The organism is Kutzneria buriramensis, assembly GCF_003387475.1.
Taxonomy (GTDB): Bacteria; Actinomycetota; Actinomycetes; order Mycobacteriales; family Pseudonocardiaceae; genus Kutzneria; species Kutzneria buriramensis.
The window spans coordinates 352,405-366,851 of sequence record NZ_QUNO01000007.1 but is presented as its reverse complement, the minus strand read 5'-3'; the positions used below and the strand labels follow the sequence as shown (position 1 = coordinate 366,851).

Genomic DNA, 14,447 nt, shown 5'->3' with positions numbered 1-14,447 from the left:
GACCCAAGGGCAGTCCTCCGATGTATCGGCCAACAGGAAACATGCGACCAGGGCACCTCGTCAAGGGGCGGAAGTCCTCGACCACCCGCGCCGCCGCTCGGGCGACGACCCGCCGGAACCTGGCGTCGATCAGCACGAACATGTAACCAGGACGAGTTTCGATGGCGAATCGGACCAGCCGATGGTTTCGGTGGCCCGCGATCGAGGCGCCGGTCCATGAGCGCTGCGCGACCGTCACTGATCGGATGTATGCGACGTCCCAGACATCCGATCGGGGAGGTCGTCGCGGTGACGACCTTCGAGCAGACGTCGCGGTGATTCACCAGTACATGTCCAGGGGTTGCCTTCGGTCGGGTTGACGGCTGGCAGCGTTCGGCCGGTTGCACCGTCACAGCACCGATCGACCGGCCAACCCGTCAGAGGAGCGATCCGGCCCGGCCGCCGGTGGGGGCGCGGCCGGGCCGGAACTCACGATGTCATTTCCCGACGTTGATCCGGTGGTCCACCCCGCCGGCGTCCTGGTGCTGGCTGTCGAGCTGGACCTCCCGCAGCAGGAACTGACCGCCCACCTGCCGGTCGCCCGCGGTGAGCTCGAGGTCGGTCTCCAGCCGTTCCCGTCCGTTCAGCGGCAGGCCCTGGATGAGCGCCTGCTTCGGATCGAGGATCTGCACCTGGGTGTCGCCGACCGGGGCCACCCCGACGCCGTGCTGACCGGTCTTGCGCCAGCGGGCCGCCAGCTCCGGGCCGAGGTCGACGATCACCTTGCCGCCGCCGACGAACGGCTGGCCGACCGGGAACAGCGCGAGGTCGATGTTCGTCGGGTCCGGCCAGGGGTTGCCGATCATGATCGGCACCCGGACGGGCTTGAGCGGGAACAGCTGCACGGTGTTCACGTTGTGCCAGGCGATGTTGTTGTTGAACCAGGTGTTCTGCGAGGTGGTGGGCCCCTCCGGGAAGGTCATCGGGTCGGTCGCGGAGTCCCACCGGGCCAGCAGGCAGAAGTGCGTCGGCGCGGTCGGCACCGTCCAGGGGATGATCACCTCGGTGCCGCTCGGCGGCACGACGGTGAAGACGCCGGGCGTCCCGCTGATGTCCTGCCAGTCGTCGACGGTCGACGTCGGGCTGTCCCACCACGCGGACGTGCCCATGGTCGTGTAGAACAGTTGCAGGCGGCCGGAAACGTTGCCCTGTGCGCCTTCGCGCCGGTGCAGCCGGACGTGGACGTAGGCCAGCGAGCCGTTGGCCGGGTTCGTGTCGGTGGTGCAGGTCGGGTTGCTGGTCGGGCAGACCCAGATGTCCGGGCTGGAGAACACGTCCGGCCCCCACCACGGTGGCGGTACCGGCAGGCTGGGCTCGGACGCGTTGTCGGACGGGTTGTCCTGCATCCACACGTCGACGGCGCTCGGCGTCGCCGCCGCCGGGACGGCGGAGAGCAGCACACCGGCCATGACGGTCACGAGCGCGACGAGCAACTGTCCGCGCCGGCGAAATAATCGTCTCATCTGCGGTTCCCTCCTCATGGTGGTCGAACCGCGTCCAGGCTCAGCGCCGCCGGTTGTGAACGGGTTGTCGGCGCTACCCCAAAGGACGGCCGGTTGGGCGTTTTCGTCGCAATTGCGCGAGGTTACGCTCGGTGCGAGGCCTGGCCCGGGGGAAGGAGTCGGGGTGCGCAAGCGCTGCGAGCTGCGCGTGCTCGGTCCGGTCCGTGCCCTCGGTCCGGACGCTGCGGCGCAGCTGCACGGCGCCCGGCAGCGGGCCGTCCTCGGCATGCTCGCCCTGCACGCCGGAACAGTGCTGTCCGTCTCCCGGCTGATCGACCTGCTGTGGGGCGAGGACCCGCCACGCACCGCGGTCAAGACGCTGCACAGCCACGTCGCGCGAATTCGGCAGGCTCTCGCCGGATCCGGGTTCGCGCCGGTCCTGGTGACCAACGGGCCCGGCTACACGCTCATGGTCGATCCGGCCATGGTGGACGCGCACCGGTTCGATGCGCTGGTGCGCACCGCCCTGGCCGACCTGGCCAGTGGCGGCGCGGAGCGCGCCGCGGCGGCGCTGCGCGAGGCACTGGCGCTGTGGCAAGGCGACGCGTTCGCCGACGCCGACCTCGCCGGGTGGGGCCGGCGAGAGGTGGACCGGCTGCACGAGCTGCGACTGTCCGCAATGGAGGATCTGTGGGAAGCCGAGCTGCGACTGGGAAAGCACGCGGAGGCGGTGCTCGAGCTACCCCGGCTGCTCGCCGCGCACCCGATGCGTGAACGCTTGGTCGGGCTGCACATGACGGCGCTGTACCGCTGCGGCCGGCACGCCGACGCGCTCGCGGCGTTTCAGCGGCTGCGGCGCCGGTTGGCCGACGAGTTCGGCGCCGACCCGGGACCCGAGCTGGCCACCCTGCACACCTTGATCCTGCGCCGGGATCCGAGCCTGGACTCGGCCCGCGCCAGCGCCGTGCCGGCGCAGATCCCCGCGCGGGTCGGGCATTTCACCGGCCGGGACGCCGAGCTCAAGGCACTCGACCGGCTGTTGGACGAACCCGTCGGCGAGCAGCCGGTCGTGGCGGTCTCCGGCGCCGCCGGGATGGGCAAGACCGCGCTGGCCCTGGAATGGGTGCACCGGATCGTCGACCGTTTTCCGGACGGCCAGCTCTTCCTCGATCTGCACGGGCACGATCCGGAGCTGTCCATGCCGGCCGCCGAGGCGCTCGCCCACCTGCTGCGCGGCCTCGACGTGCCGGACGCGAGCATCCCGGCCGAGCTCGCCGAGCGCGCTGCCCTGTACCGGTCCCTGTTGCACGTCAGGCGATGCGTCGTCGTCGCCGACGACGCGGGAGGCGTGAAGCAGGTGCTGCCGCTGGTGCCAGGCACCGGCCGAAGCCTGCTGGTGATCACCAGCCGGCTGACGCTGGCCGCGCTCGGCGCCCGGCACGCCGTGCATCAGGTCCCGCTCAGCCCGCTGGACCATGGCGAGTCGACCGCGTTGCTGTCCAGAGTCCTTGGCCCGCAACGAGTCCACCGCGAGTCCGGGCCGGCCGCGCGGCTGGCGCGGTTGTGCGGCGGGATGCCGCTGGCGCTGCGGATCGCAGCCGCCCGGCTGGCCGTCGACCCGGACCGGACGATCGCGGAGTCCGCCGCGGAGCTGGCCGGCGGCGACCGGCTGGACGGCCTCGCGGTGGAAGGAGACACCCGCACCGTGCGGGCGGTGCTGGCGAGCGCGTATCTGCCACTCGCGGCCGAGCAGGCGACAACGTTTCGACTGCTCGGGCTGTTGCCGGGAGTGTCGTTCAGCACCTGGCTCAGCGCGGCCGTCTCCGGCGTGCCGACGCCCGTCGGCCGGGCGGTGCTCGCCGAGCTGTCGGCGGCCCACCTGGTCACCGCGGCCGGCGACGAGCGGTTCCGGTTCCACGACCTGGTGCGCGACTTCGCTCGACACCGCGCGGAAGCCGACGAGCCCGCAGCCGTGCGGACCGCGGCCGGCGAGCGGCTCGTCGACTGGTACCTGACCGTGGCCGCCGAGGCGAACCGGCTGGTTGACCCCAGCCGCGACCGGGTCACGCCGGTGCTTCGGCACCCGCCGCCCGAGGTCCCGTTCGGCGCCGACCGGCGCGCCGCACTCGCCTTCCTCGGCGCGGAACGGGAGAACTTGACGGCGGTGGTGCGCTACGCGCGGCAGACCGGCAGGCCGGTCGCCGCGTGGCAGCTCACCTACCTGCTGACCAGCTTCTACGACAGCACCGGGCACTGGCAGGATCGGGTCGAGCTCTGCCGGCAAGGTGCCGCGGCGGCCACCGAGGCGGGCGACCCGGCGGCCGAGGCGGAGATGCTGCGAGCGCTCGGGGTGGCGTACTTCATGACCCGCAGGCTGGGCAACGCCGTGGCGGTGGGCGAGTCGGCGCTGCGCGCGGCCAAGGCCGCCGGCGATGTCACCGGCGAGGGCCACGTGCACAACAACCTCGCGAACGCCTACTCGGAGATGCGCCGGTTCGACGAGGCGATCGCCGCGCACCGCCTGGCCGTCGACCGGTCGTCAGCTGCCCGCAACCGGTTCGGGCATGCGCTTTCCCTCCGTAACCTCGGGCACACGCTGGTCCGGATGGGTCGTGCGGCCGACGGCCTCGAGCCGCTCTCCCTCGCGCTGCCGATGTTCCGGGAACTCGGAAACGCCCGTCTCGAAGCGGGCACGCTGGACGCGCTCGGCGAAGCCGAGCTGCAACTCGGCGACCACCGCAACGCCCTGGCCCACTTCGGCGAGGCGCTTGCGGTGAGCCGCGCCTGCGGCGACCGCTGGCTGGAGTGGGGGTCCACCCTGGACTCCGGCCGGGCCCATCTCGGGCTCGGGGACCTGGACACGGCGCTGGCGCAGTTCGAGCGGGCGCTGGGGATCGCCCGGGAGCTGCACAACCGGCACGGCGAGGCGTCCGCGCTGAGCCATCTCGGGCGAACCCACCTCGCCGCCGGTGACCTGGACGCCGCGCGAACCCATTTCGATCTCGCGATGGCCGTGCGCGCCACGGTGCCGGACGCCTACGAGCAGGCGCACCTGCACCGCGACCTCGGCGATCTGGAGGCGCGATGCGGCCGGCCGGCCGACGCCGCCGAGCACTGGGACCGCGCCGCCGCGCTGTACCGGCAGGCCAACGCGACGACCGAGGCAGACCAGCTGACTACCCGCGCCGGGTGATCAGCTTCCGGACCCGTGGGACCGCGATCTTGCCGGCGGACACCGCCGTGATCTCCAGCGTGAACTCCTCCTTCGGCAGCGGTGGGTTCGCCACCAACCAGACGATCGACTCCCCCGTGGTCTTGCCGGGTTGGATGACCGCCACGCCGTCGAGCTCCGGGACGAAGTCGAATGCCATCTGGCCCAGCGGCACCGCCTTGAAGTGCACCTCCACGGGTTGCTGCACCGGTCCGGTCAGGTTCTCGAAGGTGACCGGGCACCGGTCGGCCGGCAGGTAGCAGATTGGTTCGCTGTTCGGCTGCAGGTCCGGAATGCAGTTGGCCTTCTGGGGGTCGCACGGCGACGGCTGGCCGGTGTCCCCTGGTGACGGCGCCGCCATGCCCCACACCAACGCCGCCATCGCGACGAGTGTTCGCAATAACCTCATCGGTCATTCCTAGGGCAGGCCGCTTGTGAACCGGTTGTGGCTCGCGTTTCGAGATCAGGACCAGCGCAGGACTTCTCAACGACCGCTGACCTGCACGGACGTAGTTTTCGGCACGTACACCGTCGAGCCGGTAGCCGAGCGAGCTGTCGGAACGGTGGTCCTTGAGTACGGCCTTGGACAGCGGATGCCGGGCGTAGGCGCCGCAGTTTCCGCACCGATTACGGTGGTCGGACCGGCGTGGCCCAGTTCCCGGAGGTCCCTCACCGCGGTGATGCCGGCGGTGCTCTCGCCAGCGACGACGATCGAGCGCGGTGGTGTCACGGGAGCTCCCGCAGCGCGGCGACCGGGCAGGCGGTGACGGCGGCCCGTGCGGCGGCGAGTTGCTCCGGCGGGATGTCGCTGCCGTCGAAGTGGTGGACGAGTTCGGCATCGTCGTCGAGTTCGAAGATCGCGGGAGCCTGTTCGGCGCACAGGCCGTGGCCTTCGCAGCGGTCGTAGTCGGCGGAGATCTTCACCGGGTGTCCCCTAATCAGGCCGGGATGAGTTCGATCGGGAGCCGCCCGAGGCGGTGGATGATGTTGTTCCGCGCCCATTCGGGTGGCCCGGCCGGCTCGATCCGGTCGACGCGGGCGACGAGGGCACGCAGCATCGCCTGGGTTTCCAGGCGGGCGAGGCCCTGCCCGGCGCAGCCGTGCGTGCCGTGCCCGAAACCGAGCTGGTGGGCGGCGTTCCGGCGGATGTCGAAGGTGTCGGGGTCGTCCCACTTCAGCGCGTCGCGGTTGGCGGAGGCGTAGAGGACGAGGGCGCGTGCGCCCGCGGGCAGCGCGGTGCCGGCTATCTCGGTGTCGCGCGCGACCTTGCGGCTGAAGGCGCGCAACGGGGACTCGAACCGGACGACCTCGTTGACCGCGTTGGGGATCAGGCCGGGGTCGTCCTTGAGGAGCTGCCACTGGCCGGGGTGGGTGGCGAACAGGTGCAGGGCGCTCGCGATCGCGCTGAGGGTGGTGTCCAGGGACGGCGCCAGGTAGTCGATCATCAGCGCGGGGCACTCGGCGTGGGCGAGTTCGCCCGCGTCGGCCGCGCGCAGCAGGTCGTCGCCCATGCTGCCCGGCAGGACCTTCCGCCGCTTCGCGACGGTGTGCGCGAACCGCATCATTCCGAGGCCGTCTGGTATCGCCTGGATCGCCTGGCCGTTCAGGGGGCCGAGGACGTCGAAGGTGGCCGCGCCCCAGCGGAGGAGGTGCTCGCGTCCTTCCTCCGGCCACCCGACGAGGTCGGGGACCACCGACATGGGCAGCGCGGCCGCGACCTCGACGCCGTCGACGGTGCACCGCTCGAGTGCGGTGTCGACGATTTCGGCCGCCTGGCGTTCCACGACGTCCGTCATCGCGCGCAGCGCCCGGGGCGTGAGCCGGTTGGCGACCCGGGCACGGCGGGCGGCGTGGTCTTCGCCGTCGCTGTTGAGGGTCGTGCCGCGGGAAAGCCGGTTGGTGACGGGATTGAGCGCGACGCCGTCACCGGAGACGAAGGTCTTGTCGTCCAGCAGCACGGCCTTGCATTCAGCGTAGCGGGGCAGCGCGTAGACCTTGCGCCGGGGCAGCCACACCACGGGGCCGAGTTCGCGCAGCTTCGCGTAATGCGGGTACGGGTCCAGGATCGCTTGCGGCGAATAGATGTCCGGCCGGTACACCGGCACTTCGTGGCGTCGGCGCATCGTTGCTCCTTGTCACGTTCAGCGAAGGTCCGCGGTGAACCTCGGCAGGATCTGGGAGAGGCTGTTGCTCGTGCTCAGCACCGTGCCGTCCGGACGGACGATGGCGGCCCCGGCCCGGAGCCATCGGTGCAGCTCGCCGGACTGCCGGGTGGTGACGAGGACCGCGCCGCGCTCCTCGATGATCGCGCGCTCGCGGTCCGACGGGATGTCTGCCGTGACGACGGCGAAGCGGCCTCCGACCTCGTCGTCGAAGCGGGTTCCGGCGTCGAGAAGGACGTTGGGGCACAGCCGGCCCGCAAGGGACCGCCGGAAGCGAGGCCGCGTGACCAAGGCCGAGCGGTGCAGTGCGGGTGTCGCGCTGTCGAGGGCGCGGCCGTTCAGGCGCGGTGCGACCACCCGGCGGATGAGGTCGCCGAACCGGCCGCCTTCGGTCATGGCCTTGCCGATCAGCACGGCTCGCCGGATCATGGCGCGGGCGTGCGGCTTGCGTTCGGCCTCGTAGGTGTCGAGCGCGTTCGCGGGCAGGTTCCCGTCGAGGACGCCGGCGAGTTTCCAGGCGAGATTGGCCGCGTCGCGCAGGCCGGCTCCCATGCCCTGCCCGATGAACGGCGGGGTGAGGTGGGCGGCGTCGCCGAGCAGGAACACCCTGCGGTCGCGCCACCGGTCCGCGATCCGCGCGCGGAAGGTGTACTCGGCGACCCGGACGATCTCCAGGTCGCCGGGCGGGATGTCCCGCGTCCACGGCGTGATCAGCGGGTGCAGCCGGTCGAGGTCGCCGAAGTCGTCGGCAGCCTCCCCCGGCAGCAGCCGAAATTCCCAGCGGTAGCGGGTTTTCCCGATGCGCATGTAGGTCGCGGCGCGGGCCGGGTCGCAGACCTGGTGCACGCCTTCCCACTGGCCGAGGTCGGCGGTGGTGGCGACGTCCACCACGAGCCAGCGCTGCTCGAACTTCAGGTCCGCCATCGTCGCGCCGATCGCCGACCTGACGAGGCTGTTGGCGCCGTCGCAACCCAGCACGTAGTCCGCGTGGATCGTCTCCCGCGCACCGGTGCCGCGGTCGGTCACCTCGACCCGCACGCCGGTCCTGTCCTGCCGGATACCGGTGACCTCGGTGCTGCCGCGCAGGGTGACCGCGCCGACCGCCTCAAGGTGGGCACGGAGCAGGTGTTCCAGGTCGGGTTGGTCGAACATGTTCGCCTCCGGGTAGCCGTGGCACCCGGCGCCCGGAGAACGGTGGAACTCGGCCAGCACCCGCAGGTCCGGGTCGAGCAGCCGCAGCCCGTGGCAGGGCCATGACATGGCGGCGAATTCGCCGGCCAGCCCGAGCCGTCCGAGGATGCGGCAGATCTCGTCGTCCAGGTGCACCGCCCGGGGCTGCGGGTAGACCGACTCCCACCGCTCGAGCACCAGGCACTCGACGCCGCGCCGGCCGAGCAGGGCTGCGGCGGTCAGCCCGGTCGGGCCCGCACCGACGATGACGACAGGCACTTTCACGCCGACACCCCGAGGACCACGAGGTAGCCGACGACGAGCGCCGCGCAGCCCAGCGCCGGCACGAGATCGGAGCCACGGTCCCGGTTGCGCACGTGCGTGACGAGGGCGCCGGCCAGCAGCAGGAGCAGGCCGACACCGGCCAGGAAACCGAGCACCGGCACGGCCAAGCCGAGCAGGAGCCCGGCGGCTCCGGCGATCTCCAGCGCGCCGATGACGCGGTAGGCGCCGACCGAGAACCCGGCGTGCGCAGCGCGTTCCCGCATGGGCGCGAGCGCGAACAGCTTGGCCGCGCCGAAGAGGAGGAAGATGACCGCCACGAGGACGGCCAGCACGATCAAGGCGGTCATGGGTGTCCTTCGTACGTCAGGCGAAGGGGAACGGTGTAGCGGGAGAGGGTGGATGTCACCTTGGTTTCGTCCACTTCGGACGCGAGCGTGACGATGGCGACCACGGTCCCGTCTTCGATCACCCCGTCGACGGTCACCCCGTCAAACGGGGCGAGCGCCTCGGCGATCGCTCGGCGGGCGGCGTCGGCGCGCAGGGCGAGCTTGTAGGGCTTGCCGACGTCGGTCACGGGCAGCGCGTCGAGCACGGTGACCGCCTTCGGGGCGGCGGCGCGCTCGGGAACGCGACCGGCGGCCCAGGCGAGCAGGTCCGCCTCCGTCGCCGTGGCGCCGGGAGTGAGGGTCACGTAGGCGACCGGCACCTCGCCGGAGTGCTCGTCGGGGCGGCCGACCGCGCCGGCCGCGGTGACCTCGGGGTGATCCAGCAGGGTGTCCTCGATCATCGCCGGGTCGATGTTGTGCCCGCCGCGGATGATCAGGTCCTTGACCCGGCCGGCCAGGGACACGAACCCGTCGGCATCGAGCCGGGCCAGATCGCCGGTGTCCAGCCAGCCGCCGCGGAGTTTGCCGAGGCCGTCCAGGACGTACCCGTCTCCGTCCCGTCCGACGACGTAGCCGGGGAACACGGTGGGGCCGCTGATGGCCAGCACGCCGGTCTCGCCGCGGGGCAGCTCGTCCCCCGTGTCCGGGTGGACGACCTTCATCCGCTGGTAGGGCAGGCGCTGGCCGACGGTGCCAGGACGCGGGTCGTCGGGGAAGCTGCGGGCACTGGCGCAGGTGGCTTCGGTCAGCCCATACCCCTCGACCAGCGTGACGCCGGTGCGGGCCTGGAAACCCTCCCGCACGGCCGCGGGCAGCGGCGAGGCGCCGACCATGGCGTGACGCAGGCTGGAGATGTCAGCGTCGACCGGGCACTGCGCGAGGACCGAGTACACGGTCGGCACGGCGCTCATCGCGGCGATCCGGTGTTCCGCAACGATCTTCCAGAACTGCCCGTACAAGGCGGGCTCGCGGTAGCCGAGTGGGCCGGCCCACACCGCGTGCTGGCCCTTGAACAACGGCGCGAGCATCGTGACCACCAACGCGTTGACGTGGAACAGCGGCAGCGCCGCGAAGATCACCGAGCCGACGTCGAGCAGCGAGTTCGCCGCGATCATCCACGCGTCGGCGACCTCGTTGGCGTGCGTGTGCGCGGCCAGTTTCGGCGCCCCGGTGGTGCCTCCGGTGTGGAACAGCGCGGCCAGATCCGACGCCGCCGGTGGTTCACCGTCGAAGTCGGAGGCGTCGTGGTCGGCAGCGAGGTCGGCGAGGTAGCCCACGCGCACGCTGTCGATGGCGGGCAGCACGGCGGGTTCGCCTGCCGCGCCGGTCGGTCGCAGCACGAGAAGCGCGTCCAGCTGTGGAGCAAACCCCTTTGCGGTATCCCAGATCTCCGGCGCGAGTTCCGGGCCGGCGGTGATCAGCACGCGTGCGCCTGAGAGGCGGAGCAGTTCGGCGAGGTGGTCGCGGGACAGGGCGCCGTTGAGCGGGACCGAGATCCCGGCGAGCTGGGCGGCCAGGGTCGCCGGGACCAGGTCGGCGCAGTTCGGCGCCATCAGGGCGACCGCGTCGCCACGCCGGATCCCGAGTTCCCGCAGCAGGTTCGCGTAGCGATGGACGTCAGCGAGCAGCTCGGCGAAGGTGCGCCGGACCGGTTCGCGCCACCGCGCGGCGGCGGGCAGCACAGTGGTGGCCGGACGGTCCGGCCACCGCGCGGCGGCGCGCCCGAGCAAGGTGTACGTCGACTCCGGCAGGTTCCGTTCGGCGAGCGGGACCGCCTCGATCGCCGCCAGATCGGCCGGTTCGGCGTAGCGTGGCCACAGGGAGGCGCCGGTCATCGCCGGTACCTCACGACCGTGCGCTGGGTGCCGAGATCGAGGGCACCGTCGTCGGTGGCGACTGTCGCCTCGACGACGTCGCCATCGGCCAGGTACTTCGCGTTCTTCGCCTGGCCCTTGAAGAACAGCTTCCACTTCAGTGCCGGAGGCAGCAGCGCGGCGATCTTCTCGACGACCTTCGGCGGTGCGGACAGCGCGGTGCCGGCCGGGGTCCCGGTCAGCACCAGATCGCCGGGATCCAGCCGCTGGAACCGCGTCAAGGCCCGCAGGGCTTCGAGTGGGCGGTAGATCATGTCGTCGCCGACGACCGCGTTCTGGCGCACCGAACCGTTGACCGAGAGCCGCAGCCGCAGGTCGGCGAACCGCGTCAGCTCGTCGGCGTCCAGGAGCACGAGGGCCGGCCCGACCGGGGTGAACGTCGGGTACGACTTGGCCTCGTAGAACTGGGTCTGGGGCAGCTGGATGTCGCGGGCCGACACGTCGTTGGTCACCACCAGACCCGCGACGTAGTCGCCAAGGGCGGTGATCCCCGTGCCGGTCGGGATCTCCCGGCCGATGACCAGGCCGATCTCCACCTCGTAGTCGAGCAGCGTCACGTGCGCCGGCCGGACGACGTCGTCGAACGGGCCGCTGATCGACCCGGAGGCCTTGCGGAAGAACGTCAACGGCACGGTCTCCGGATCCATCCCGGCATCGATGACGTGCGAGGCGAAGTTGGTCATCTGGGCGACCACTCGGCAGGGCGCGGTGACCGGGGAGACCAGGTCGAGCGACGCCACCGGCACGGTGTCCGCGGAGCCGGCCGCGGCGCTGATCGCGGCACGGTCGCCGAGCAGTTCGGCGGTCGTCGTCGCGGCCGTGGAAACCTTCGCCGCCCCCGACGGGGTGGCGACGTACCAGGCGTCGGCGGTGCGCAGCACGGTCAGGCTCATGAGCGGGCCACTTTCAGCAGGCCCAGCAGACGCTGGGCGTCGAATTCGTTGTCTCCGCGCAGCGCGGAGAACACCGCACGCAGTTCGCGCAGGGATTCCCTGCCCGGCTTGACGCCGAGGAAGTCGGCGGTGGCTGGTGGCCCCCACTGGGCCAGCCCGGAGGCGGTCAACGGCGCCCAGCCGGGTTCCAGGGTGTTGTCGAACAGGTCGCCGTCGCTGAAGTGCTCGACCAGGAACCCGTCCGGGTCACGCCAGTAGTCGAACAGCTGGCTGCCCTCGATGTGCCGCCCGATGCCCCAGGAGTGCTGGTAGCCGCGCTCGCGCAGGTACTCGCCGCCGGCGGCCAGCGCGTCGAGGTCGGCCACCTGGTAGGCGGAGTGCACGTAGCGGTCGGCCGGGCCGAGGACCATGGCCAGCGTGTGGTGGTCGGCCGGGGTGGCACCGCGGTCGCACCGGATGAAGCTCATCACCGGCCCGCGCTCGCGCTGCCCCGGGTAGTACAGGAAGTCGCTGACGATCAACCCGAGGTGCCGCAGGTACCAGTCCAGCGCCTCGCCGTAGCGGGTCGTCTGCAGCACGACGTGCCCCAGCCGCTGCACCAGCGCCGGGGCCCGAGGCGGCCGCTGGGTGGCGTTGACCCGCCGGACCTCGTGGCCGAGGTTGAGCACGTGCGGGTCCTGCGGCGGCAGCGCGGGCAGCTCATGGGTGTCCGAGACGACTCGGACGCGCAGGCCGCTCGGGTCGGCCAGGTCGACGACGACACCGCCCAGCGCGTCGGGCAACGCGGCGACCGGCCGCCCGGTGGCTTCGGCCAGCCGCAGGACGTCGCCCGGAGTTGCGGCCAGGAACGCCGGCCCGAGGAACTTCGACCGAGGACCCTTGCGGATGAGCACGCACGGCGCGCCGGCATCGGTGCCCCGCAGGTGCAGCTCGTGCCTGGTGCTGAGCACGGTGGTGAACCCGAAGGCCCGGGCGAACACCTCCGCCCGCGTCAGGTTCGGCTTCTCGAACTCCAGCCAGGCCAGGTCGTGCACCTTGATCACCGGGTTCGCGGCCCGGCCGGGGCGCTCGCCCGCGAGCGCGCCGCGCTCGCTGTGCAGCCCGCTGTGCGGATCTCCCACGGCTGCTCCCTCCATCCACGTTGATGACGACATCGTCAGTTACGAACATGTCATCAGGCAAGGGGTTATGACGATTTCCTCAACAGTGACGCGATGGGCTATGATGCGGCGACCGACCAGCTCAGACGGGAGCACGGATGCCGGAGCACGCTCCGAGCCGACTGGAACGGCGCAAGGCGCGCACCCGCGCAGCCCTGATCCGAGCTGCCCAGGCGCTCATCGCGGAGGGCAAGACCGCGGTGCCGATCCTGGAGATCACCCAGGCGGCGGACGTCGGGATGGGGTCGTTCTACAACCACTTCGAGACGAAGGAGCAGCTCTACCAGGCCGCGGTCGAGGACGCCCTCGACACGCACGGGGCCCTGCTGGACGAGCTGACCACCGGCCTCGACGACCCGGCACAGGTCTTCGCGCAGAGCTTCCGGCTGACCGGCCGCCTGCACCGGAGACACCCGGAACTCAGCAAGGTCCTGCTGCACTACGGGCTCGAACTCGCCACCTCGGAGAGCGGGCTGGCTCCCCGCGCCCGCCGCGACATCGAGGCCGCCGTGCGCGCCGGCCGCTTCACCGTCGGCGACACCGAACTCGCCATGGTCACGATCGCCGGGGCCGCCCTCGGCCTCGGTCACCTGCTACACCATCAACCCGAGCGCGACGACGCCGCGGCAACGGACCGCGTGACAGAGGACCTGTTGCGCATGCTCGGCCTCACCGCGGCCGAAGCCCACGAGATCTGCAGCCGACCACTGCCCGCCCTCGACACCACCGCGACCGGGCCGGGCACCGCCGCCTGAACGCGGCCACGCCTCGAAGAAAAGTACACCGCCGTTCCATCCGCCGTCGCGGATGTGCTGATCCGCCAACGGCTTCCGCTCAGCCGATTGACGACCGACGCCCGGCCGCCAACACATGGGAGCGCTCTCATACGTCGACGGGCCCGACCTGCCGCCTGCGCGTTCCGGATGTACCGCAACTGCGGGAATCAGGCTTCGACGTGTCCCCCGCCTCGCGCTGGCAACGTCATGCGGAACATCACGTCCGACGGAGCAACCATCGTTGACATTGCACGGGCTTGCGGCATCGGCACCGAGGCCGGCGACGCACCACGGGCAGGGGGAATCCCACCGGTGTGATCGTGCGCAAAGACCGTACGACGGCAATATTGTCGGCATGAGCCAACATCCGAAGCGCGATGTTCGGGACACCGAATCCCGTGGAGGTGTCGGCTGTCGACCCTGTCGATTCGTCAGCTTCCCCGCCTGCGTCGCGCCGCCCAGTGGGCACGGTTCGCGGCGCCGTACAGCGGTCAGTGTCGAGAACGAATGAACTCAGCTTTGCGACCGAAAGCACCCGTAGACATCGTTGTTGGATGATGTCGGCACCCAACCGCAGTCCCAGTGTGCGATCTGATTGTAACCAGCATCCAAGAACGACGCGTAAACCTCGTTCTTGAACCACCAGCCCCACGTCGTCACACACCAGCCACCTGACGCGTCAAGCCACTCCGACGTAAAGCTTCCACTCTGATTGGTGCCACTCACGACGACGTGCGCGACGTTCGAAAATCCGCTACAGACCTCGATCTGCTGACCATTGGTTCCGGCGCTCGCCGAAGCGCTGAACACTCCGGCCGTCACCATAACCACACCGAGGGACGCCGCCACACCCACCCTCGCCGACATCCTGCCCACCGCGAACATACTCACTCCCGAATTTCAAACATCCAGTTCGCCGATTCTAGACGAGGATACTGTACAGATTGTGAACATCCACTTACCGTCGCGGTGGAGAATAATTCGAGGTCAGCTCCACATCTGCCGCGACACGCGAACAGGAATCGACAACTCTGGAGAATTTGCCGCCA

The 14,447-nt window shown here is 70.9% G+C and carries 12 protein-coding genes; 2 read left to right on the top strand and 10 right to left on the bottom strand.

Annotated elements, in window-relative coordinates:
• Window positions 1-476: 476 nt before the first annotated feature.
• A complete protein-coding gene (locus BCF44_RS22415) occupies window positions 477-1,502 on the bottom strand; it encodes a hypothetical protein (RefSeq protein ID WP_147328588.1) in 1,026 nt (341 codons plus the stop codon).
• 163 nt (window positions 1,503-1,665) lie between these two features.
• Here BCF44_RS22415 and BCF44_RS22410 point away from each other — a divergent pair, with 163 nt between their 5' ends.
• The gene (locus tag BCF44_RS22410) at window positions 1,666-4,674 is read left to right on the top strand and encodes an AfsR/SARP family transcriptional regulator (protein WP_246015407.1); all 3,009 of its coding nucleotides are present in this window, start codon (window positions 1,666-1,668) and stop codon (window positions 4,672-4,674) included.
• Here BCF44_RS22410 and BCF44_RS22405 read toward each other — a convergent pair.
• From BCF44_RS22405 to BCF44_RS22370, 8 genes are all read right to left on the bottom strand, one after another.
• A complete protein-coding gene (locus tag BCF44_RS22405) occupies window positions 4,658-5,101 on the bottom strand; it encodes a hypothetical protein (protein ID WP_147328587.1) in 444 nt (147 codons plus the stop codon). The genes BCF44_RS22410 and BCF44_RS22405 overlap by 17 nt on opposite strands.
• Before the next feature lie 317 nt (window positions 5,102-5,418).
• Window positions 5,419-5,616 (bottom strand): ferredoxin, encoded by a 198-nt coding sequence (locus BCF44_RS22400; RefSeq protein ID WP_116176300.1) that lies wholly within the window; start codon window positions 5,614-5,616, stop codon window positions 5,419-5,421.
• Between the two features lie 14 nt (window positions 5,617-5,630).
• Window positions 5,631-6,815, bottom strand: a complete 1,185-nt coding sequence (locus tag BCF44_RS22395; protein ID WP_116176299.1) for a cytochrome P450 — start codon at window positions 6,813-6,815, stop codon at window positions 5,631-5,633.
• An 18-nt stretch (window positions 6,816-6,833) separates the two neighbouring features.
• Complete coding sequence (gene mhpA, locus BCF44_RS22390) at window positions 6,834-8,309, bottom strand: bifunctional 3-(3-hydroxy-phenyl)propionate/3-hydroxycinnamic acid hydroxylase MhpA (protein ID WP_342775629.1); 1,476 nt, start codon at window positions 8,307-8,309, stop codon at window positions 6,834-6,836.
• Window positions 8,306-8,656 (bottom strand): DoxX family protein, encoded by a 351-nt coding sequence (locus BCF44_RS22385; RefSeq protein WP_116176297.1) that lies wholly within the window; start codon window positions 8,654-8,656, stop codon window positions 8,306-8,308. Before BCF44_RS22385 ends, mhpA begins: the two co-directional genes overlap by 4 nt.
• On the bottom strand, window positions 8,653-10,530 hold the full coding sequence (locus tag BCF44_RS22380; RefSeq protein WP_116176296.1) for an acyl-CoA synthetase: 1,878 nt from the start codon (window positions 10,528-10,530) through the stop codon (window positions 8,653-8,655). Before BCF44_RS22380 ends, BCF44_RS22385 begins: the two co-directional genes overlap by 4 nt.
• Window positions 10,527-11,462 (bottom strand): fumarylacetoacetate hydrolase family protein, encoded by a 936-nt coding sequence (locus BCF44_RS22375; protein ID WP_116176295.1) that lies wholly within the window; start codon window positions 11,460-11,462, stop codon window positions 10,527-10,529. Before BCF44_RS22375 ends, BCF44_RS22380 begins: the two co-directional genes overlap by 4 nt.
• Window positions 11,459-12,583 (bottom strand): VOC family protein, encoded by a 1,125-nt coding sequence (locus BCF44_RS22370; RefSeq protein ID WP_246015405.1) that lies wholly within the window; start codon window positions 12,581-12,583, stop codon window positions 11,459-11,461. The genes BCF44_RS22375 and BCF44_RS22370 overlap by 4 nt, the downstream gene beginning before the upstream one ends.
• Window positions 12,584-12,720: 137 nt before the next feature.
• Here BCF44_RS22370 and BCF44_RS22365 point away from each other — a divergent pair, with 137 nt between their 5' ends.
• Window positions 12,721-13,377 carry a TetR/AcrR family transcriptional regulator gene (locus BCF44_RS22365; protein WP_116176293.1) on the top strand — a complete coding sequence of 219 codons (657 nt, stop codon included), beginning with the start codon at window positions 12,721-12,723 and terminating at the stop codon, window positions 13,375-13,377.
• A 534-nt stretch (window positions 13,378-13,911) separates the two neighbouring features.
• Here the strand turns inward: BCF44_RS22365 and BCF44_RS54780 are convergent.
• A complete protein-coding gene (locus tag BCF44_RS54780; RefSeq protein WP_147328586.1) occupies window positions 13,912-14,283 on the bottom strand; it encodes a hypothetical protein in 372 nt (123 codons plus the stop codon).
• Window positions 14,284-14,447 lie beyond the last annotated feature (164 nt).

What these genes read in the sequence shown, in the direction of transcription:
- BCF44_RS22395 (WP_116176299.1), bottom strand. Translation starts at nt 6,815, where the DNA reads ATGCGCCGACGCCACGAAGTGCCGGTGTACCGGCCGGACATCTATTCG.
- BCF44_RS22385 (WP_116176297.1), bottom strand. Translation starts at nt 8,656, where the DNA reads ATGACCGCCTTGATCGTGCTGGCCGTCCTCGTGGCGGTCATCTTCCTC.
- BCF44_RS22415 (WP_147328588.1), bottom strand. Translation starts at nt 1,502, where the DNA reads ATGAGACGATTATTTCGCCGGCGCGGACAGTTGCTCGTCGCGCTCGTG.
- BCF44_RS22380 (WP_116176296.1), bottom strand. Translation starts at nt 10,530, where the DNA reads ATGACCGGCGCCTCCCTGTGGCCACGCTACGCCGAACCGGCCGATCTG.
- BCF44_RS22375 (WP_116176295.1), bottom strand. Translation starts at nt 11,462, where the DNA reads ATGAGCCTGACCGTGCTGCGCACCGCCGACGCCTGGTACGTCGCCACC.
- BCF44_RS22405 (WP_147328587.1), bottom strand. Translation starts at nt 5,101, where the DNA reads ATGAGGTTATTGCGAACACTCGTCGCGATGGCGGCGTTGGTGTGGGGC.
- BCF44_RS54780 (WP_147328586.1), bottom strand. Translation starts at nt 14,283, where the DNA reads ATGTTCGCGGTGGGCAGGATGTCGGCGAGGGTGGGTGTGGCGGCGTCC.
- BCF44_RS22365 (WP_116176293.1), top strand. Translation starts at nt 12,721, where the DNA reads ATGCCGGAGCACGCTCCGAGCCGACTGGAACGGCGCAAGGCGCGCACC.